Below are 20,315 nucleotides of genomic sequence, written 5' to 3' on the forward strand. Positions count from 1 at the left end.
GTCCTTCTCCTTTAGATTAAGGGTATACTTGTAATAAATGAAATTGAAATATCAAACCTTTGTCATAGAGAGGATTGATAGCATTTGATTATTAACACTGAATGGTACCGTATTTTTTTACATACAGCCGAAGCCTTAAATATGACAAAAGCTGCACAAAGTCTCAATATGACACAGCCTTCCGTTAGTTATGCAATTAAGCAGTTGGAAGATGCCCTTGGGGTCAAATTATTCGACCGTTTATCTAAAGGCGTCCTTTTAACACAGGAAGGATATGCCCTGCATCACCACGTAAGACAAGTGTTCGAAGAATTGGAATATGCCGAACATTACATGAAGAAGTTAGGACAGTTGAACGAAGGCCGGTTGCGGATTGGTGCGAATGGCGCTATTATCAAAGACTATATTCTTCCTACTCTTGAAACCTTCCGTTCCCAATTTCCCAACATTAAAATCCAATTGTCGCAGCAAAAGACCGGTCATATTTTGGAGCAGTTAAAGCAGGGATTGTTTGATCTGGGATACGTTTATCTTCCAGTTGGGGATGAGGAAATCAAGATAGTCAGCTCTTTTATATCGTCCTATTGCGTGGTTGCGGGAACATCCTTTTCCGATTTGGCGCAAGCCCCCTTGCCGACTGTACAACTGGCCGAACTCCCCCTTTTAATGCTTTCCCCGGGAAGCGCAACGCGCACATTCATCGAAGGTTGGTTCAAGTCACAAGGTTTGGAAGTAGCCGCTGACTTCGAACTTAACAGTTTGGAGATGCTAGCAGAGTTCGTCGAGCGGGATTACGGGGTAGCTATCTTGCCTCGAGCTTTTGTGGCTTCACGAATCATGAAAGGCTCCTTATTGGAACTAAAAATGGAGGTACCATTACCCGACCAAAGTATAGGTGTAGCTGTCAGGAAACAATCGTCTCCATCATTGGCGGCTGAAGCATTCTTAAGCATACTTATTTAGCTATTCTATTTTTTTAAGGGGCCATCTCTGTGATGGTAATGACCATCAATTACACCACGCTAAAAATCTTGAAATTTCCATATACTTCTGGTTTATTTGGTCCATTCAACATGGACTTATAGTTCATATACATATAAGTAACAGCTATTATGAAGGGGGAATAAACCGTGGTGAACGTACAAATCTCGCCAAGTACGAGTAACCAGTTTGAGCCAACCATCGCGGTCAATTGGCTTAATCCCTCCGTTATGGTGGCGGTGGCAGTCGATTTTAGAACAGGGCCTGCATTGATTGGATTGTACAAGTCAATCGATGCAGGCGCAACATGGAGCACCACGTTACTCCCGCTTCCAACCGGATTTGCCGGCATAGAGTCGCCACATATTGATTATTTTTTTCCCAATTCATTCGTCGTGGCAGCACACGCCTTTGACGCCGACGGTCTCAGCGGAACAATCGTAACTTATACCTCCAACGACAACGCATCTTCGTTCGGACCGCCTGTCATTGTAAACCAAGGATTTGGACAGTTTGTCAATGACGACCAAGTGGTTGTTATCGCCGATAAGGCTGGGTCCAGCCCATTTTTGGGAAGCATTTACACTGGCTATACGCATGATTACAACACGCAATTTATACCGGGAAATACAATATTCTTTAATCGTTCCCAAGATGGGGGCAATACGTATTCGGGTCCAATTCTCCTCTCTTCAGTCAACGAATTTGAAGAATTTCCCGGAATTGCAATCACATTAAATGGAATTGTTATCGTTGGATGGATTACTCAACCTCCCGGCAGCAGCAGTTTTAATACTCGAACATCACAAGACGGTGGGGCGACATTCGGACCCGAGACTATGGTTACATCCGTAGTTGTTGCACCTTCGCCATTACCGGGATATCAATTCAGATGCCTGACATTCCCATCCTTAGCAGGGGACACCTCAAACGCCCCCACGACGCGAGGAAATGTCTACGCCGTCTGGCAGGACTTTCGGCAAGGTTATTCCGATATCTTTATGTCTGTCTCGACAAACTTTGGCGTAGATTGGAGCACGCCTAAGCCCATTGCAAACAGTCCGGCGGGTACCCAGAACTTTTTCCCGGCGATCACCGTTTCACCAACGGATGGAGCGGTTTTTGTTTCCTACTACACCAATCGAGTCAATCCGCCTGAGCTTGACGTTTTTCTTGCTACATCCAGGGATGGGGGAAATACGTTTACCAATACCCGCATTACGACAACTTCGTTTAGTGTTGCGGGCCTTACTTTAATTGGAGACTATATTGGAAATGCGGTTGTCCCGCAGACTGGTCGGCTTGTCACCGTTTGGACAGACACTCGGACAGGGGTTGAAAACATTTGGTTTGGCGATAACCAATAACCTCCTGATGGGTCAATGAAAAAACAAAAAACACAGGCAGCGCGTTTGCCTGTGTTTTTTTGTTTTTTCGATCATAAATGCGTGAAAACGGAGGCAACCTGTTTGTCACCATTTTGTTAAAATTATAGCCCTATCGAGTCATGCTAAAAAAAGAAACAGACCAGGGTCCAGTGACCGCCCCAACGTTAGTCCAGCCCTTCACCAGACCACGGACAGAAGATATGTTCATTTTGTTTTGTTAAATTTAATGGGTAACCAGTCCATTTTGAAGGAGCGAAGCAGGTGAAAACTGTATTACGCATCATGATCTATCTCATCGTTTTTATCGTCGTCGTGGGGGGAGCAGGCACGGTCGGGTCCATCAATACGATGAACGCGGGAATGTCGGTTTACGATAAAGCCCCCCCTGCATTGACGGATCTGCAGGTACCGAAATTTGACGCGACCAAACCGACAGTGGCTGTGCTGCTGGCAAACGAAGTGACCGAAGTGTTCGATTTCCTCGTCCCGTACGAGATGTTTGCGATGACGGAAGCTTACAATGTATATGGCGTTGCCCCCGATCGCGAAATTAAATCACTAACTGACGGACTTGATGTCGTCCCGCATTATTCTTTTGACGAAATAGATGCGATGCTCGGCAAAAGCCCGGACATTATCGTTATTCCGTTTATGCCTATTTTGGACGAGAAAAAATACGCTCCCGTCCGTGAATGGATTCGGAAGCACTCAGGCGCCAAGACGACATTGATCTCTATTTGCAATGGGGCTGAAAACCTAGCGGATACCGGCTTGTTGAACGGCAAATCGGCCGCGACGCACTGGGGAGACATCAACAGGCTCATTAACAAATATCCGGAAATCCAGTGGGTGAAAGATCGGCGCTACGTACCAGAAGGCAATATCGTATCTTCTGCCGGTCTGACATCAGGGATCGACGCTACGCTGTACGTCATCTCCCGGCAGTTGGGCGAGCCGGCGGCGAAGAAAGTAGCGAAAGAGATGAACTATCCCTCTTACGATTACGTGACTAACCCGCAAATGGAACCGTTCGTTGCCGGGTTGAGTGATATAACGTACGTACTGAACAACGCTTTTCAATGGAACAAAGTAAAAGCGGGCGTGCTGCTATATAATGGCACCGATGAACTGGATTTGGCCGCTGCATTCGATACATACGCCGCTTCCGGCACGACGACAACGTTGACCGTTTCCAGCGCGGATGAACCGATCGTAACAAAGCACGGCCTGAACCTAGTCGCGCGTTACCAGATAAAAAATGTGCCGAAGCTGGCGAAAATGATTGTTGTCGGTGCCGATGCCGAGTCTACGGCTGCCGAAGAGGTCAACCAATGGAAGAACAGCGGCAACAGCGAAAAATTGCTGTTCCTGCACCGCAACGCAGAGAATCGGTTTGCAATGGACCCCGCATTCGAGGATTTGGCCGGACAGGAGGATATCCAGACGGCGAAATTTGCCGCCAAGCGGCTCGAATATCGCGCTACCGACCACCTGAAGCTGGAAGGCAACTCCTTCTCTTTTGAAGCGTTTGGCATACCGGTTTTGCTCGGCGTCCTGTCCTTGCTCATTGCTTTTTTCATTGATCGCCTCTTCATCCGCAGGAAAAAGGGACGTCCGCAGATATAAACGCATCGAGGTAGTACTGTTCTATCCCTAAAAGAGTGCAATCGAGGAGATGATTCAGTTTACGGAGGCTCAGTTATAGGTACTGGGTATGTATCAGTCCTCGATTCGCTACTCCGTTTTTTTCTTGAAGAGTCGTAGGGCTATGTCAGGAGGGTGAGCGACTCGAACAAGCAGCTAAAAAATTTTATTTTTAGATATGATATTGACTTCTAAATTTGAAAATCTCATCAACAGCTTGATGATACCCCCCTGATTTTCGAAAAGATTCACTAATATTTGCAACAGCTTTCTTGAAAGATGAGAGGCTCAACACATGATCTACGGCTTCACGCAGTTGATTTGCAGTCAAGCTTTGCATTTGTAATTTAATGCCTGCTCCGATATTGGCGACTTGCTCTGCAATGACCGGCTGATCCGCGCTTTGCGGGATTACAATTAGCGGAACCCCGTAATAGAGACCTTCATGGGTACTGTTCATTCCACCATGTGTAATAAATAATTTTGCGTATTGCAGGATATCCGTTTGCGGAACATAGTTTTTTACGATGAAGTTATCAGGAATTTCCCCTAAATCAGAAGCTTGGGTTTTATTCCCAATGGACATGACGATCGCATGATCCGTGTTCCCTAATGCCTCAAAACACAGCTTATAGAAATCAATTGCATGGTTAAATACTGTTCCCAGTGAAATGTAAATTGGTTTTTTCCCCTGGATTTCAGTAAAGTCGAAGTCTTTTTGAGTTAATCGTGAAGAGATGGATGGACCTACAAACTTATAAGTTGGGTCGAATGCTTCTCCATCAGGTTGAAACTCCCTTGTTGTATAAACGATTGTAAGTGGCGCGGGGTTGCAAAACACTTCATAAGGTGATTGGATCTCCACATTATATTTTTCGCTCACTTTTTCAGTCAGGCTTTGAAATGTGTCGTTTATCGGTTTAACTATTTCTGTAAGGATATTTTTGAAAAATGGCTCCATCATATCATCGAATGAATCTTTTGTCTGTGCAAAAGAAGTACAAGAGTTGATTGCAGGAAGCTTAAGGATTTGAGCAAGTAAACGTCCACAACCAAACATGGAATCATGGATGATGTAATCAAAATGCTCCCCTTCGATCTGTTCAAGAACACTTGGGACCACGATATCTGCTGTATGTAAAAGCCCATTGATCCTTTCGAGTAAATAATTTCTTCCGCCTGAGACAAAGGCTTTTATAAATTTTTGATCGTCAAATGTTCGAACTGTTGCTCCCGTCTCCTCAATACGCTCCCGAAAAGCTTCTATACAAAAGTACACCACCTCTTCTCCACGCGAAATAAGCTCTTGCACAACCCCAATCGTTGGATTGATATGTCCCTCTGATCCACCATTAATAAATAAAACACGCGCCATTTCTACCACTCCTTTGGCATACTGTTCTGTAAAATTATGTAGTGTAAGGGGCACACCCCATCCCATCGCTCGAAACAAATAACTGAATTAAGTTTACCATAGAACAATAATTGAAAGTCTCAAAATTGGAATAAAACACCGTGTAGCTTCAGGTTAATTACGAATTGCTTAAAGGAAAATGAACTTAACTTATCGTATAAAGAGACTGCCGGTAAATTTCTCCGGCAGTCTTTCTCTTCCAAGTAGTATGCCCCTCATTCCTATTCGCTGGATAACTCCTTGAGCGATTTGATTTTACCGTGGGGATGCTGTTCTTGCTTTCGTGACTTCCAGGCAGCTTCTTTCCTTCTCTTCTGGTGAGCCATAACAGATATCCTCCTCTGGAATTTGAGATGTATACCACTTCCTTATGTTGTCATTCCCGGGTTCCGTTCATTCATGAAGCTGTGCGGACCGCTCCCAACTTTATCTGGTTTTCACCAGCTTATGCCTTATTAATTCTTCTGCAACTTCAATATCGTTAAATGAAATCGCCACATTTTTAACTATTTGATGCGTTTCATGGCCTTTTCCTGCAATAATGACGCAATCGTTCGCTTTAGTTGCTTGTTCGAGCGCATAACGAATCGCGTCCTTTCGATCAACGATTGTAACATAGCGATTTGTCAAACCGCTTTCAACTCCGTCAACCATCTGTTTTATTATCAATTCGGGATCTTCCGACCGAGTATTATCGGAAGTAAAGATGGCAATATCCGAATATCGGGATGCGATGCGGGCCATAATTGGCCGTTTTAAATGATCCCTGTCTCCCTCGCAGCCAATGACACATAATAGCCTTCCACTTGTGAATTCTCTTGCGGTCTTCAATGCATTCTCCAGACCGTCCGGATTATGGGCATAGTCTACAATGACATTAAAATCTTGACCGGCAAGAACGGGCTGAAATCTGCCTGAAACTCCCTTAAACGATTCCAGCCCCTCTTTGATTTGTTCCAATGGGATATTCTCTGCTATACACGCCGAAATTGAAGCAAGCGCGTTGTAGACATTGAACATTCCCGGAATATTTAAATGTAATTGAAAAGTACCTTTAAATGTTTCTACAACAAAATCTGTACCTTCCGGATGAAGCCGGATATATCTCCCTCTTACATCGGCTTCGTTAAGAATTCCATAACGGATGACTTGGGCTGTTGTCGCCTCGGCAAGAAGAGTTGATGTTTCGCAGTCGACATTAAGTACCGCGTACTTGGAATCCGAACCATACGCATTACCCAATTGAGAAAAAAGCTTCTCTTTGCTGCGAGCGTATTCAGTCATTGATTGATGGTAATCCAGATGATCATGCGATAAGTTGGTAAAAACTGCGGTATTGAAATCAACTCCCCTTACTCTCCCCATGGCTAATGCATGCGAAGATACCTCAAGAACCGCATATTGGGCTCCATCATCCACCATTTTATGTAAATAACGCTGTAAATCAATGGCTTCTGGCGTTGTATTTACCGTTTTTTCGCAATAATCACCACATATCATATGAATGGTGCCGATCAATCCGGTTTTCCTTCCGGAGCAATTCAGAATATTGTGGATCAAATGAGTTGTTGTTGTTTTACCGTTCGTGCCGGTTACGCCGATTAGTCTTAATTGTTTGGAGGGCTGTTCATAATAAAAATCAGATAAAACAGCCATTGCTCTTCGGGTATCGGGGACTTTTACAAGTGTTATAGAAGACGGAACATCTTTAATTTCAGTTTCGACTATAAGGGCTGTAGCCCCATTACTTATCGCATCACATGCAAAACGATGTCCATCAGCCTGAAAGCCCTTTAAGCATATGAACAAATTTCCGGGTTTTACCTTTCTGGAATCAACTGTAATACCTGTGATTACCTTGTCGGTATCTCCCGATACTTGTTTGATAAGTAAACTATCCAACAAAGATGCAAGCAGCACACCAAGTCCTCCTCAAACCGAAATGGCACGTCGATCATTCGTATTATTCTGACATATATTTTGCTAAATTTAGATTTTTATGCATTCTTTTGAAGATTAATAATGAAGATGCCGCATAATATTTACACATTATTTGGAAGCCAGACTTTGCGAGAATCCCGTACGCCACGTTGGATATATTGGCTAACAGCACGCGAGCGCCCATACCTTTCATAACATGGGTATTTTGCACGCTCCGGGTTATTGTCACAACCTCGGGTCCGGCCTATGGAAGACATTGAAGACAATGAAGACGATACTTTTGTGACATTGCAGCAAAAGCACAAGAACTTTATATTTCTTAAAATTAAAAAGCCCGCTAGACGCGGACTATTAAGCATTTCTGTCTTGTCCTTCGAGCCGGCTTATGGATCACCTAGCGATGGAATAACCCCCGTTAGCTACGGCTGTTAGCCGGATAACGAGGGTTTGCTTAATTAGTGGTTAATGCCACATTTGTTCATAATAAAAGCGATCTGATTTTCGAGCCGGTTGATTTTTTCCTGTGTCGCCTGGTCTTCCCTCCCCAGATCTCGCAGCGAGTCGACCTCCAGCTTTAACTGATGCAAATCATCCCCCGCATGTGAGCAGTCGTAGCTACTTTCGAGATTGTCCAGCATATGCTCTTTCCTCCCTTCTTTCTTGGGTATACTCCCTTATTATGGAGAATTTAGCCTGGCTTATTCTGCCGGAGGCATGCCTTGATCAGTTAAATAAAAGCAAGTTATATTAAAACTTAGAGATGATAAAGAAGCTTTTCACTTGGCTAAAGAACTTTGGAAACTAAGAGTATCCGTAAAAGAAAACGATAAAAGGCAATATTTTCGATAAAATCAGCAGGTATTTCTTTAACTATATAAGTTGAACCAATGATTGAACGGATGCAGGCAGCCGGGTGAAATGTTCTTTCGATCGCTGTTGCTCCCAGATTTCTTTGATTAAACTAATTCATTGTCGAAATCCGCTCACAAAGCATATGCTTACGATGCTAGCTTTCCTTCGGAAAGCTTTTAGGCGAACGCTTCGCTTCTCCGTAAATCTTTCTCCCTCTTGCCTATTCCTTATCCTTTTCTTTAGTTCAACTTATATAGATACCTGTAGAAACCAAATTATGGGGGGGTTTTTTATGGTTGATATAGTTCAAATTGTATTCATGATCCCTATTAGTTTAAGAGAAAGACTTTGTATCGAACCAGGAACTACACTTGAATATGAGGAGTTCGAGTCAGGTGGACGCAAGCGTGTTAGGATAAATTTAATCCAAAAAAAACATCTTCCATTCCAAGATATTTATCGGGTTTCAGCAAATGGCCAAATCACGATTCCAAAACATGTAATTGCCTATCTAGGCATTCAAAATAAGGATGAACTAGATATTGAGCTTTATGGTAATGATTTAACTCTTATCAGAGGATACCTTTTTCAATTCAAAGAAATAATTGAATCCAAAAGAAAAGGTTTCTTCACGAATAGTAGTTTGGATCTTCTGTCAGTTGTTTTCCATCAAGAACCCGATCAAGAGAATGAACGGACTTTATTTGTAGATAACGCAACGTGCTTAGAATTAAGACATCTATATTTCAAAATAAAATCTAAGTTTGACCCAAACAATCCAAATTGGTGGGTACTAATTCCAGAGAATCCAGCAGGGAGTTTTAAAGATAAGGGGATTTCAATTCATTATTCAACAGAATCAGAAACTTTAATAATCCAGAAATTCAGTTTTGAATCTTTACCAGATCAGGTAGCTAATCTTTGCCGAGAGCGAATTCCTTTTACAATACATAAATCAACGATAACCTACGGGAACGATAATTACCAACACGATGAGGAACTTCCGTTATCATCCGAGAAAATCGCAGCCATATTTCATAGATACGGGCATGAATTTGGAGACTATTTTTCCGAAAATGGATATACGGTATCTACTGTGAAGTTATATACTGACGATCTAGTAGTTATTGAGCAACGAGATTCAGTTATAGTTCGTTTTTGGCCAGCCAATAAGAATATCGGTAAAAAGATATAATGTGTTCACTTTTGTGTCAGCAGACATTTGTGTGGTATCAATACGATATATGTTCTTGTCGCCTCTAAAAGAAAAGTCGGTTTTCCTGTGCTAAGGATTACCGACTTTTTGGTTTTGGTATTCAGCTATTTACCTTTTTAGTAGAATGGGGCATCCTGTCCGTATCATTTTATATCTCTTAATCATAGATTACAGTATCTCATATAAAGGAGTTGATAAAAAATGGCACAAATTCTAGCTTATAACGTAAGCGAGCCAACACGGGTTACCGATGGTGCTGCGATTCCGATTCCACTTACTCCGGCGGGTGTAGGAATTGCCGAATTCAACTTAGTAATTCCGAGCGTCCCCAACTTTGTAGAGTTGAAAGCGATGGTAGGTATTCGCGGAGATTTTAACACAGGCAGTCTATTATTCCGGATTTTCCGTGATGGTCAAGTTATATTCTACGCACGGGAAGGCTTCGAATCCGCGGGCTCCGAACAATTTTATTTGGTTCCCATTCAAATGGTCGATCCTAATGTAACCCCGGGTGCTCACGCCTATACGCTGTCAGTTGAGAATTTAACGGCTGGTACCACCGCAACAGTTATTGGCCCGATTGTTTTCAGCGGATTGGCCGTATCTCCTTAATCTATCCACATCATCCGTCGAATCGATTGAAAAAAGAGAAAATGGCCTTTCATTGTTAACGAGTACGAAAGTTGAACGAAACGAGGAGCAGTTTTCGAAAGAGGCTGCTCCATTTTTTGATTTCCCTTGGTAACGTATGCTAGTCGCTATCGTGCATCCCCCTGGCCACAGCCGATGTCGCATATTTTCAATCGGTCAATTCTGAAAGACTCATTAGTTTATTTCGGTATTGATTCTCGGAGGCTCTTAGGAAGATTTTTGACAACCAAATCATAAGAGTGGTCAATCATATCAAAGACATCTGACTCTGCCAGAGAACCGTCCACTATAATTGTATTCCAGTGTTCTTTGTTCATGTGGTAACCTGGTCGAACGGCCTCATGCTGTTCTCTCAAATTTTCGGCAATCACCGGGTCGCATTTTAGGTTTAAGTATAAATAATTCCCTTTACTATCAAAAATAAGGGCGAACATTTTACCTGCAATTTTGAACACCAATGGATCGGGTCCGAAGGGATAATCCTTAGTCGCCCCTTTCTTCTTTAAACAGTATTCAATGATATTATTCTTCAAATCACTACATCTCCTTGGCCGATTAATAAAATTTGCCATGGTTAAGGATACATGTTTGTCCAAGGCTTGGACAAGAACATGTATCCCCAATATCCTATTTAAGCGAACCTTTCGATAACCATGATATTTTGCCAATCCTTCATCAATCATCGACTTCAATGATCAGATTAACGGTACGGTTCAGAAATTGCCTGTCATGGGAAGACATCAGAACCGTTCCGGGATATTCGCTCAGGTAGTTCTCCAACCAGTTCAAAGCCTGTGCATCCAGATGATTAGTCGGTTCATCGAGCAGCAGCAGGTCAGGTGTTTCTATCAAGAGGGCGGCTAGACCTACTCTGGTTTGCTGTCCGCCCGAAAGGGTAGCGAGACGACGTTCCTCATGGAGATTGCCAATTCCGAGCCCTTCCATCACAAGGCGCGTCCGATATTCAATATCGTAGCCGCCGCGCTGCTCAAAACGACTCGACACCCTACTGTACTCGGCCAAAGACGCAGTCAATTCCGTGCCTTTAGCGGTTGTCATGATATCAGTCAGTTCGTCCATTCGCCGCTGCAGAACATGCAGTTCCTTCTGCGCGTCATAAATATATTGGCGGATAGATATGGATTCACTGGTTTTCAGCGTTTGCGGCAAATAACCGATCGTGATTCCGTTTATAAGAGAAACCTCCCCCTCATCAGGTTCCTCCAAATTCATGATTAATCTCAAAATGGTTGATTTACCGGCTCCGTTAGCGCCGACAAGCGCAGCCCGGTTGCCGGAATGAACAGCAAAAGATACCTGTTCCAATATTTGATGGTCGCCATAACTTTTACTCACACTATGAAAAGATAGGATCGTCATAAGGTTTACCTCCTCGTTGAACTGTACGATGGTTGCGGTAATCCCTATACGAAAAAGGCTGCGAATGCAGACGCACTCACAGCCGGATAGACCTTAAAACACCACAGCTTAACATAACAAAAAAGCCTAGAATGAACTTGGACTTTACGATCAAATAAAAATCAAAGTTCATCGTGGTTTTCCAGTCTTGTGACTCCAACATGAGTAATCTGATCAACCGGGAATGGACACACCATCCCCTACGACGTACCTCCTAAACGGGTAGCGTCTGCATTCCGTATCCTTTTGTTAGGGATTAGGAAGCAATCAGATAGCGCATGTTAGAACTGGATACCACCTTTCCTTGAGTTAAAATGTTGACATACATTATTATATTGGCATTTTTTACGTTTGGCAACTTCAATTACCATGGAAGTGCAGCTTCTTCATAATGAAGAATATTTATCTGAAGATAGTCATGTGTTGAATTGGCTCACAAACTGTTTTATTCGTTCGTTCAACGGTTGGGGAGCTTTCGTCGGTATCCGGTGATCGACTTCATGAATATAAACCAACTCGCTCATTGGCAATTGTTGATGTAACAATGTGGCGTAACGATGGAAGTGCTTGTCTTTTTCCCCATAAATAAGCAGGACGGGAAGTTCGATTTCCCGAAGTTTCGACGTACAATTATACTTCAAGCTGTACTTGTAATATTGCTCCGCATTACTGGCATTTCCTCTTTTCGCATCATGGAATAACTCACGGAACAATGTAATATTTTCAGCTTGTGTCCAGGCAGTGGATAAAGCGATCGTGCCTATGGCTCCGATTTTGGAGAAAACGACGCCCAAAGATATTTTATTTCTGAGACGCCATTCGTTCACTTCCGACATTCCGCCAATTACGATACCTCCCAATGCCCGATCGGGATGAGACAAGAGAAACTCGAGCACAACCGAGCCACCAGCAGAATATCCGCACAAGAAAACCTTTTCGATGCTTAGCTGGTCCATCAACTGCTTGATATCCTCTACAATTAAAGGATAAGTAACTGTTTGTTGGGAAGGTTGGCTCTTACCGTGTCCTCTGATGTCAAAAGCAATAGTTCGAAAATGAGGGGAAAGCCCTTGAATCTGATATAAAAAAGTCAAACTTGTAAGTACGGGCGGATGAATAAAAAGGATCGGGATTCCTTTTCCGCGATCAATAAAATTCATCATGTAGCCATTTATCCAAGCTAAGGTCATTTTACGTCACTCCATATTCAATCATCGATGAGCTGTTTTTGCTCAATTATGATTTAGAATCTCCAGATACAAGGAAAGTACTCCAAAAATAACGCTAAGCTGCCTTCCTCTGCTTATTGAATAAATGGAAGTGCCGCAAATATACAAATACGAATTATTAAAGCTCCCTTCCGGGAGCCTTTGCCTTCATAGAAGTTTTATGTTGACGTGACCAACCGTCACCCCTATCTTATTGCTCTACCTCATACAAGGACGTATCCAATGCCTGAATGAATGGAGTCCATTCTCCTGTTGCGTAGAGCAGAAGCCGATGCATGGCACGCGTGCATGCCGTATAAAACAGCTTTCGCTCGCTTTCCCGTTGATACGTCTGCGAAGAGGCGTCGTAGATTAGAACGGCGTCGAATTCAACGCCCTTGGCGAGATACACGGGGATTACCAATACCCCCTTTTCGAAGGTAGGCGTTTTCTTCGTTACAAGCTTTAACCCCTGGCATCCCAGGGACGTCAAGAGATCATAAGCCTCTTTGCTTTCCGCCGCGGTCTTCGTAATGACGCCGATAGAGACGAAGCCTTCCGCCTGAAGGGCCTCGAGGTGCTTGGTCATTCTCTCAACCCGTTGCTCGACGCTGCCATTCTCCGTGAGAAGCGGTTTCTTGCCGAAACGTTCAAAGGGGATGATCTCCTTGGCGTTCGGCAAAAGAGACTTCGTGAATTCCACAATCTCGCGAGTCGACCGGTAACTGCGAACCAGATGAAACAAGGTTGTTTCAGATTCGCCGTATAGCCGGATGAGCGGTGAATCCTCACCATACAATTCCGTTGACTGCGTATAGATGGCCTGACCAAAATCGCCGAGCACCGTCATGCGGGCACGGGGAAACATTTTTTTGATGAACTCATATTGAAACATCGAATAATCCTGGCCTTCGTCAACGAATACATGCCGTATCTCCGTGTTCGTCCGAACGCCCTCGATGAGCTCTTTTAAATAAAGGTAAGGTGTCGCATCCTCATAAAACAATTCGAGCCGGCTGAGCTTATCCCTGGTCTGTTGGCAGATTTCCGGCCAGAGGGAAGGGATTTCGGCTTCATCCATCATCTTTTTAAAGGCAGCGCCATTTTCGAATAGCTGAACGTACAACCCAACCATATCTATGAATAACATCCGCTTCACGCTTCGCTTCAGCGGTTTGAATTGCTCTTTCACGATCATCCGGCGCAGCAGCTCCTCCTCCTGCTCGGCATAGTCGAAATCGCCCTCGTCCGGCCTGCGCTTGCTGTTCATCATTTCGCGGGCTTCTTCATATTGTTCGGCAAAGTCAAAAACGCCCCTCTCTTTGTGCAGTTTATGATACGCTTCGGCGTATTGATCCTTGTCGAGATAATCGAGCTCTTCCTGCACCCAGAGCGCCTCACGTTCCTTGCTTTCCAGTAATGTCAGCTCATGCAGCAGCCACTCTTGCAGTAAAGCGATACGATTGGTCATGCGAATGGAGGGGTCATAGCTGTAAAACTTTGATTCCATTTGCTTGGCCGTGATCAAATCGCGATTCCGAAAACGAATGCTTTTGAATCGCATGCCCTCCAGCTCCAAACACTGCGCATAATTCCGGAGAGCTTGAAGAAAATGTACGGATGCCTTGTATCGGATCCCGTTCAACCGGGCCTTGTACCCTTGCGTTGATTTTTCTGTCAGCACGTATTCGATCTGATCGAATGGATCTTCAAGACGAAACGTCCCGCCGAGCCAATAGTCAAGATATTCCTGGAAGGTCGTCTGCTGCATGTTTTCTTCGCCCAGCTCGGGAAGAACGGTTGATACATAGCTGTTAAACATCGGATTAGGCGAGAAAAGAACGATTTGGTCAGCCCTGAGCCGCTCGCGGTGTTTATACAGTAAATACGCCACCCGCTGCAGCGCCGCGGAGGTTTTCCCGCTGCCGGCCGCTCCTTGCACGATGAGCATTCGGCTGTTGTCATCGCGGATAATGGAGTTTTGCTCCTTTTGGATGGTCGCGACGATGCTTTTCATCTGATTGTCCGCACCCTTACCGAGCGCCTGCTGCAGCAATTCATCGCCGATCGTTAAGCTCGTGTCGAACACGTTCTGCAGCTGCCCCTCACGGATCTGATACTGCCGTTTCAGCTTCATCGTTCCAGAGATGTTACCGCCTGGAGTGTCATATCCGGCAGCTCCCGGGGAATAATCGTAGTACATGCTCGCGATCGGAGTACGCCAGTCATAAACCAGAAAACTCATGCCATCAGAATCGACGAAGGATGATACACCGATATAGACCTGCTCGCTAAAGCTCAAGCCGTCCTCGTGGAAATCGATGCGCCCAAAGTAGGGAGATGCAAGCAAGCGTTTCATGTTTTTCCATTGCTGCACGCGTTGTCGGTGGCTTCGTTCCCGTTCGGACAATAATGCTTCTTGCTGCCTGATGCTATAGAATGTTTCTTCAAAATCTTCGTCCGTGCCCGTGTTTACGGTAACTTCCTGCCAAAATAGTTTGCGAATGTCCGCCACCTGCTCATACAGCCCGGTCACCTCAGGTTCCAGTTCGGTGATTCTCGCTTGCAGCTTCTCCATAACCAAATCCAGTCGGTCCTGTTCTTGCTTCCAGTCCTCTGCGTTGATCATATTCCTGCATGCACTCCTTCATTCAAATTTGTAGGAAAAGAATGTTTGACAAACCGTAATGCCGTGTGGTAAGATTAAATTGTAAATAAGATGGAACATTTATGACTTTTTATAAAATGAGTGGTTTTTAAATCATATCATAGTGCTTCTATGTGCGCAACTTATTTATACATATTTAAACCCGGCAGATTTGCCGGGTTTTTTAATTCGACTTATGCGCAACTTCGTCAAATGCCTATCTATCTCCATCAACTATTTCTTAACGTTCTTCGTCGGTTCAATGCATCATTTTTAGCGGTCTTTTATTGATTACCTATCGGTAACCATCAGCATTCGCTGGTTTGCCTGCATCTTGTACCTCTACAAGATACCGCCAGCAGTCTGGCTGTGAGCCGTCAATATCATAAAAACCATACACTTGTGCGAGCTGACCGCTCGAAACGGAATGACCGTTCCACCGTGCAACTTCCGGATCTCCAGCTAACGCCGCAACGGCTCTCCCTACGAAACGGGGAGATTCTGAAATGATGAAATGAGGTTCTTTAGCAGCAGCATCCCGCCAATTTTCCTCCTTTACATCAAAGTGTTCAAGCATGATTTCCGAGCGCATCCAACCCGGAGTGACGGCAACGGCGGTACATTGATATGGGGATAGTTCATGGGCTAAAGACTGGGCCATACGAATGACAGAAGTCTTGGCTAGATCGTAGAACAGTGATAAACGGTAGTTTTTTGCGTTATATTCTGCGGTTCCGTCCGTTATCTCAACGACTAGTCCGTTATTACTTTCGATTAACAGGGGTAGTGCGTAGTGGCTTGTAATGATATGCGTGTCAATGGCAAGACGAAGCATACGGAACCCTTTTTCAAGCGAATACTCCCACACAGGCACGTTCCACTCTGCCAAATTCTCAGCTCCCCATACATCGTTGACCAAGATATCGAGTCGTCCATGCTCGTCCTTGATGCGTGCAATAAGAGCTTGAACCTGATCGGGATCGAGGTGATCCACTTGAACCGCTATACCTCTACCACCCGCGTCACAAACAAGTTCAGCGGTTTCTTCAATCGTCTCAGGCCGATTGTAATCGGACCGCTTCGTTCGTGTCGTACGTCCAGTCACATACACAGTGGCTCCAGCGGCTCCTAATTCAATAGCTATACCTCGCCCGGCTCCCCTTGTTGCACCTGCCACCAAAGCTACTTTTCCATTTAAAGGCTTCATGAATCAGTCACTCCTTTTTTATGATCTCCCGCTCATTATAAACCTCATTTATGACAAATCATGTCATATATAGGCCAGAAGCGAAAGCTCACAATTGAATCGGAAAAATTAAAGGTAACCCGTTTCGCATATGTTTAATCATAATTATATTATGTAAGTTGATAAGTTTAAGTAAGTCACATATACTGATACTGTAAAAGTAAATTTTATGCAAAAGGAGATATTCATATATGAGCGACGTTCAAGCAATCGTCAATAAAGTGCCTAATAGCCGCCGCCCGCTGAATGAGCTTGTTTATGAAGGGAAAATGGAGTAGTCATTCCATCGTTTAAGCTTCAATAGAAAAACAAAGATAAACATTAAAAAGCTGGCCGCTTGGGCCAGCTTTTTAATATTACGATGTTCTTCCAGCATATGAAATTTTGATCTCCTAATAAAGTCAACTCTTCACTTTCAATACTACTAGAATCTGGCTGATAAAACATTTCCAAATCCTTGGATATAGAATTTAATGCCCTGGCAATCATTTTACAACAAAATAAACCTTTGTCCCTGTGCCTAATGTACTTATGATATGAATTCCTGTTCCGAAGTGCCGCTTTAAACGCTGATCAGTATTTATCAATCCGACCCCTGAACTACGATCTGCTTTTCTTTCCAATATTCGCCGCAATTGAACTTCGTCCATTCCGATTCCATCGTCTTCAACGGTTATCTCCGCATGCGTTTCATAGACAGAAATCCGAATAATGATCTTTCCTCCGCGAGCGCGCTTCATAATGCCGTGTCGTATCGCATTTTCAACTAAAGGCTGGATCGATAAAAACGGGATTTTTAATTCCTTGTAGTCGTCATCCGTCTCCCAAACAACTTGAAGCCTTTCTTCAAACCGAACCTTTTCGATATATAGATAAGAGCGCACCAGACTTAGCTCCTCTTCGATCGGAACAAGTCCATCCATATTCTGAAAACTAAATTTATTCCTCAAAAAATTGCTGAACTCATTAAGCAAATCGCGCATTTTATCCAGATTAATATCACTTAAAGCTGTTACGGCATTTAATGCATTGAATAAAAAATGAGGCTGGATTTGGGCTTGCAGCCATGCCGCTTCTAATCGCAATTGTTCCCGGACGATTTGTTTAACCGTAGTTAACGCCTCTATCCGCGATTTTATTTCTAATGGTTCCACTGGCTTTGTCACATAATCGTTTGCCCCAGCTAAAAAACCGCTTTGGATATCTTTCGGTTGGCTTCTGGCGGTAAGGAGCAAAACCGGGAGCTCTGTGAGCGTAAACCGCTCACGAATGATTCGTGTCAGCTCATAGCCAGACATCTGCGGCATCATAATATCTGAGATGATTAGATCCCATTCCTTTGCATCCAGAACAGCCAACGCTTCTTTCCCGCTCGTTACCATCGTTATTTCATATTCGTCCGACGGGAGTATTGCTTCAAGCACTTGAAGGTTGACCGGATCGTCATCAACAATTAATATGAGCGGACGATCGCGATTCATTTCTATTGGAGTAGTTGTTGGTTTCGCAGCCGGCGGGATTTCCGCTTTTTCCAAACTGACTGCGACTTCTTCCTGAATCAGCATAGATTGCGATGCCAACGGTTCAAATGAGTTAGAAAAATCATTTTCTTCCTCTGCTCTAAGACCTGCTAGCTTTAACGAAAATGTGAACTTTGAACCTTCCCCTAAAACAGAGGACACTTCTAACGTACCTCCATGAAGCTCAACCAGCTGTTTGCTTATACTTAAACCTAACCCAAAGCCACCCTCAATCATGGTCTCGCTAGTGCTCGCCTGCTCATAAGGACGGAATAGGCGCTTAAGCATGTCCTCATCCATTCCGATCCCGGTATCGGTAATCACAATATAAGCTCTTCCTTCCCGTGTATAAGCTTGGATCGAAATGACCCCTTCATTCGTATATTTCACAGCATTATGAAGCAAATTGAAAACGATTTGGATAACCCGGTTTTCGTCCGCGATTACTGAAGGGAAATCTTCGGGAATTTGATTTGTTATTTTGACGGACTTCACTTCCGCATTAAATTGCAGCATATCAAGCACCCCGGTCACGATTGGCTGAATCCATATGTCTTTTTGCTGAAGACGCGGATTGCCTTCCCGTAAACTCATCACATCAATCAAATCGTTTAATATCAAAGTCAGCCGACGTCCTACGGATAAAACCGTTTCAAGCTCTTTGATGCTTCTCTCCTGTAACAAATGCCGTTCCCTTTTCAAAATTGATTGCGACAGGTTGAGGATGCTGTGGAGCGGATTTTTAAATTCATGTGAAGTGTTCGCCAAAAATTGATCCTTATGGTCATTCATTCTTTGCAATGTTGCGGCAATCTCCTTGGTGTTCGCATGCATTTTAAAATAATCCTTAAACCATACAGAGGCTAAACACCCCATCGAAATAATCATATCAAACGGATAGTGGACAACACTCAATCCGCTTTCCCGCCAAATTAAGGACCAAAGAAAATGATGAATCAGCGCAAGTATAGAAAAAAGCAGTAAAAGATGGCTTTTTATATCTGCAATAACTTTTTTAAAGATTGCAATCAACGTGACCACAGCTGCAATACCACCCAAAAGAATATACACCGGGAAGAGCATAATCACCTGATAGGGGGCCAAAAGCAACGTAATGCCAGCGGTACCTAAATTCATTACAGTATAAACAGGATATATCCTTCTCCAATAAGGGAGTTCACGATGATTCGTGCACTGGAGCAAAGCGTAGCATCCAATGATAAAAGCGGCGTTAGATAGCCGAAAATCCCAACGATAGCCAATATAAAACAATTGATGGAACAATTTCTCATCATTGCTTAATAGACTAGTAAGCGTTACACATAGTGTCAGTAAAGAAAAATAAAGCAGCTTCTTTTCCTTATTTCCTAACAAAAACAGAATAAACGCATAGACAGAATGCATAAGAAATATAATCGCTGCCAGAAGCTGCATAGAAACGGAGATTTTCATATCTTTTGTAATTGCTTCTTCTGATCCAAATTTAATGGATCGAATGATGCCGCTGTTTCGACTATCCACATAGTTTGCGGCCTGAATCACGAGTTCGATTACTCCGTTTTCATCAGCGGTAAAAGTTGTGGAATAAGGCAGGTTCTTCGCGATATAATCATCCTTCGTTTTCGCTACCCGCCCGGATTTAGCAAGCAATCGCCCATTTATGTATAATTCTGATGAAGTGCGCACGCTGGGTACGCGAATGCTATAATTTATATCCTTTTCCGGGTTTACATTAAGACGCAAGCGATAGGAAGCAAAACCATATGGAGTTGACTCACCAGCATGCAAAGCTTTATTCCATCCTCCCGGAACCTGAATTAGCCTTGGCTCACTTTCGCTTATTGCTTGTTGTCGACTGCCATCCATCAACCATTGTGAGGGGTAAAACTCCCATTCCCCATCAAGCAAAAGAACACCGCCATCTTCTGCATTCCAATCACGCAAATCTAACTGCCCATTCTGTATTGACATCTGTTTGTGATCAGGAAACAATTCCATCCACAACATGCGCAAGCTGGATAAAATGATTATCAATAGTCCAAGTATTAAAAAAATATGGCTCTTTTTCATGGGGTAATTTGGCGAATCACTGCCAAGAAACATTCCTCTCATAATCATTTTTTGATAATACACATGCAAAGATTTCAAAATTAGTCGTTACACATTATGACATTCACTGAGGTGCTTC

The 20,315-nt window shown here is 43.6% G+C and carries 16 protein-coding genes; 6 read left to right on the forward strand and 10 right to left on the reverse strand.

Annotated features, from left to right (window positions below; all coding sequences use genetic code 11):
• Positions 1–84: 84 nt before the first annotated feature.
• The 3 genes from L6442_RS16440 to L6442_RS16450 all read left to right on the forward strand — a co-directional run bounded on the left by L6442_RS16440 (position 85) and on the right by L6442_RS16450 (position 3,995).
• Complete coding sequence (locus L6442_RS16440; protein ID WP_212979257.1) at positions 85–963, forward strand: LysR family transcriptional regulator; 879 nt, start codon at positions 85–87, stop codon at positions 961–963.
• 167 nt (positions 964–1,130) lie between these two features.
• Complete coding sequence (locus tag L6442_RS16445) at positions 1,131–2,348, forward strand: sialidase family protein (RefSeq protein ID WP_212979258.1); 1,218 nt, start codon at positions 1,131–1,133, stop codon at positions 2,346–2,348.
• 282 nt (positions 2,349–2,630) lie between these two features.
• Positions 2,631–3,995 (forward strand): DJ-1/PfpI family protein, encoded by a 1,365-nt coding sequence (locus L6442_RS16450; protein WP_212979259.1) that lies wholly within the window; start codon positions 2,631–2,633, stop codon positions 3,993–3,995.
• 190 nt (positions 3,996–4,185) lie between these two features.
• On the opposite strand, the gene L6442_RS16455 is transcribed toward L6442_RS16450, so the two are convergent.
• The 4 genes from L6442_RS16455 to L6442_RS16470 all read right to left on the reverse strand — a co-directional run bounded on the left by L6442_RS16455 (position 4,186) and on the right by L6442_RS16470 (position 8,006).
• Entirely contained in the window at positions 4,186–5,388 is a 1,203-nt protein-coding gene (locus L6442_RS16455) for a macrolide family glycosyltransferase (RefSeq protein ID WP_212979260.1), read from the reverse strand.
• Between the two features lie 260 nt (positions 5,389–5,648).
• Positions 5,649–5,753, reverse strand: coding sequence for a DUF6254 family protein (locus L6442_RS16460; protein ID WP_015735743.1), 105 nt, complete (start codon positions 5,751–5,753; stop codon positions 5,649–5,651).
• 100 nt (positions 5,754–5,853) lie between these two features.
• Entirely contained in the window at positions 5,854–7,347 is a 1,494-nt protein-coding gene (locus tag L6442_RS16465) for a UDP-N-acetylmuramoyl-L-alanyl-D-glutamate--2,6-diaminopimelate ligase (protein WP_212979261.1), read from the reverse strand.
• A gap of 476 nt (positions 7,348–7,823) precedes the next feature.
• On the reverse strand, positions 7,824–8,006 hold the full coding sequence (locus tag L6442_RS16470) for a DUF2524 domain-containing protein (RefSeq protein WP_194231411.1): 183 nt from the start codon (positions 8,004–8,006) through the stop codon (positions 7,824–7,826).
• 106 nt (positions 8,007–8,112) lie between these two features.
• Between L6442_RS16470 and L6442_RS33130 the strand changes: the two genes are divergently transcribed.
• The 3 genes from L6442_RS33130 (at position 8,113) to L6442_RS16480 (ending at position 10,048) form a co-directional block, all read left to right on the forward strand.
• On the forward strand, positions 8,113–8,217 hold the full coding sequence (locus tag L6442_RS33130; protein WP_420538881.1) for a CysS/YqeB C-terminal domain-containing protein: 105 nt from the start codon (positions 8,113–8,115) through the stop codon (positions 8,215–8,217).
• 295 nt (positions 8,218–8,512) lie between these two features.
• Positions 8,513–9,415: an AbrB/MazE/SpoVT family DNA-binding domain-containing protein gene (locus tag L6442_RS16475; protein ID WP_212979262.1), complete on the forward strand. Its 903-nt coding sequence runs from the start codon at positions 8,513–8,515 to the stop codon at positions 9,413–9,415.
• A gap of 222 nt (positions 9,416–9,637) precedes the next feature.
• Positions 9,638–10,048, forward strand: a complete 411-nt coding sequence (locus L6442_RS16480; RefSeq protein WP_194231415.1) for an exosporium protein C — start codon at positions 9,638–9,640, stop codon at positions 10,046–10,048.
• Between the two features lie 218 nt (positions 10,049–10,266).
• Here the strand turns inward: L6442_RS16480 and L6442_RS16485 are convergent, their stop codons facing one another.
• From L6442_RS16485 to L6442_RS16510, 6 genes are all read right to left on the reverse strand, one after another.
• Entirely contained in the window at positions 10,267–10,620 is a 354-nt protein-coding gene (locus L6442_RS16485; RefSeq protein WP_212979263.1) for an MmcQ/YjbR family DNA-binding protein, read from the reverse strand.
• Between the two features lie 142 nt (positions 10,621–10,762).
• Positions 10,763–11,467: an ATP-binding cassette domain-containing protein gene (locus L6442_RS16490; RefSeq protein WP_212979264.1), complete on the reverse strand. Its 705-nt coding sequence runs from the start codon at positions 11,465–11,467 to the stop codon at positions 10,763–10,765.
• Positions 11,468–11,922: 455 nt separating this feature from the next.
• The gene (locus L6442_RS16495) at positions 11,923–12,696 is read right to left on the reverse strand and encodes an alpha/beta fold hydrolase (RefSeq protein WP_212979265.1); all 774 of its coding nucleotides are present in this window, start codon (positions 12,694–12,696) and stop codon (positions 11,923–11,925) included.
• A 229-nt stretch (positions 12,697–12,925) separates the two neighbouring features.
• Complete coding sequence (helD, locus tag L6442_RS16500) at positions 12,926–15,343, reverse strand: RNA polymerase recycling motor HelD (RefSeq protein WP_212979266.1); 2,418 nt, start codon at positions 15,341–15,343, stop codon at positions 12,926–12,928.
• Positions 15,344–15,656: 313 nt separating this feature from the next.
• Positions 15,657–16,568 (reverse strand): SDR family oxidoreductase, encoded by a 912-nt coding sequence (locus tag L6442_RS16505; protein ID WP_212979267.1) that lies wholly within the window; start codon positions 16,566–16,568, stop codon positions 15,657–15,659.
• 524 nt (positions 16,569–17,092) lie between these two features.
• On the reverse strand, positions 17,093–20,197 hold the full coding sequence (locus L6442_RS16510; protein WP_212979344.1) for a hybrid sensor histidine kinase/response regulator: 3,105 nt from the start codon (positions 20,195–20,197) through the stop codon (positions 17,093–17,095).
• Between the last annotated feature and the right edge of the window lie 118 nt (positions 20,198–20,315).

Source organism: Paenibacillus azoreducens (genome assembly GCF_021654775.1).
GTDB classification, from domain to species: domain Bacteria; phylum Bacillota; class Bacilli; order Paenibacillales; family Paenibacillaceae; genus Paenibacillus_AQ; species Paenibacillus_AQ azoreducens.

Excerpts from the sequence above, each read along its gene's own strand:
- L6442_RS16455 (WP_212979260.1), bottom strand. The coding sequence starts at position 5,388 with ATGGCGCGTGTTTTATTTATTAATGGTGGATCAGAGGGACATATCAAT.
- L6442_RS16460 (WP_015735743.1), bottom strand. The coding sequence starts at position 5,753 with ATGGCTCACCAGAAGAGAAGGAAAGAAGCTGCCTGGAAGTCACGAAAG.
- L6442_RS16470 (WP_194231411.1), bottom strand. The coding sequence starts at position 8,006 with ATGCTGGACAATCTCGAAAGTAGCTACGACTGCTCACATGCGGGGGAT.
- L6442_RS16475 (WP_212979262.1), top strand. The coding sequence starts at position 8,513 with ATGGTTGATATAGTTCAAATTGTATTCATGATCCCTATTAGTTTAAGA.
- L6442_RS16480 (WP_194231415.1), top strand. The coding sequence starts at position 9,638 with ATGGCACAAATTCTAGCTTATAACGTAAGCGAGCCAACACGGGTTACC.
- L6442_RS16490 (WP_212979264.1), bottom strand. The coding sequence starts at position 11,467 with ATGACGATCCTATCTTTTCATAGTGTGAGTAAAAGTTATGGCGACCAT.
- L6442_RS16495 (WP_212979265.1), bottom strand. The coding sequence starts at position 12,696 with ATGACCTTAGCTTGGATAAATGGCTACATGATGAATTTTATTGATCGC.
- helD (WP_212979266.1), bottom strand. The coding sequence starts at position 15,343 with ATGATCAACGCAGAGGACTGGAAGCAAGAACAGGACCGACTGGATTTG.
- L6442_RS16505 (WP_212979267.1), bottom strand. The coding sequence starts at position 16,568 with ATGAAGCCTTTAAATGGAAAAGTAGCTTTGGTGGCAGGTGCAACAAGG.
- L6442_RS16510 (WP_212979344.1), bottom strand. The coding sequence starts at position 20,197 with ATGAAAAAGAGCCATATTTTTTTAATACTTGGACTATTGATAATCATT.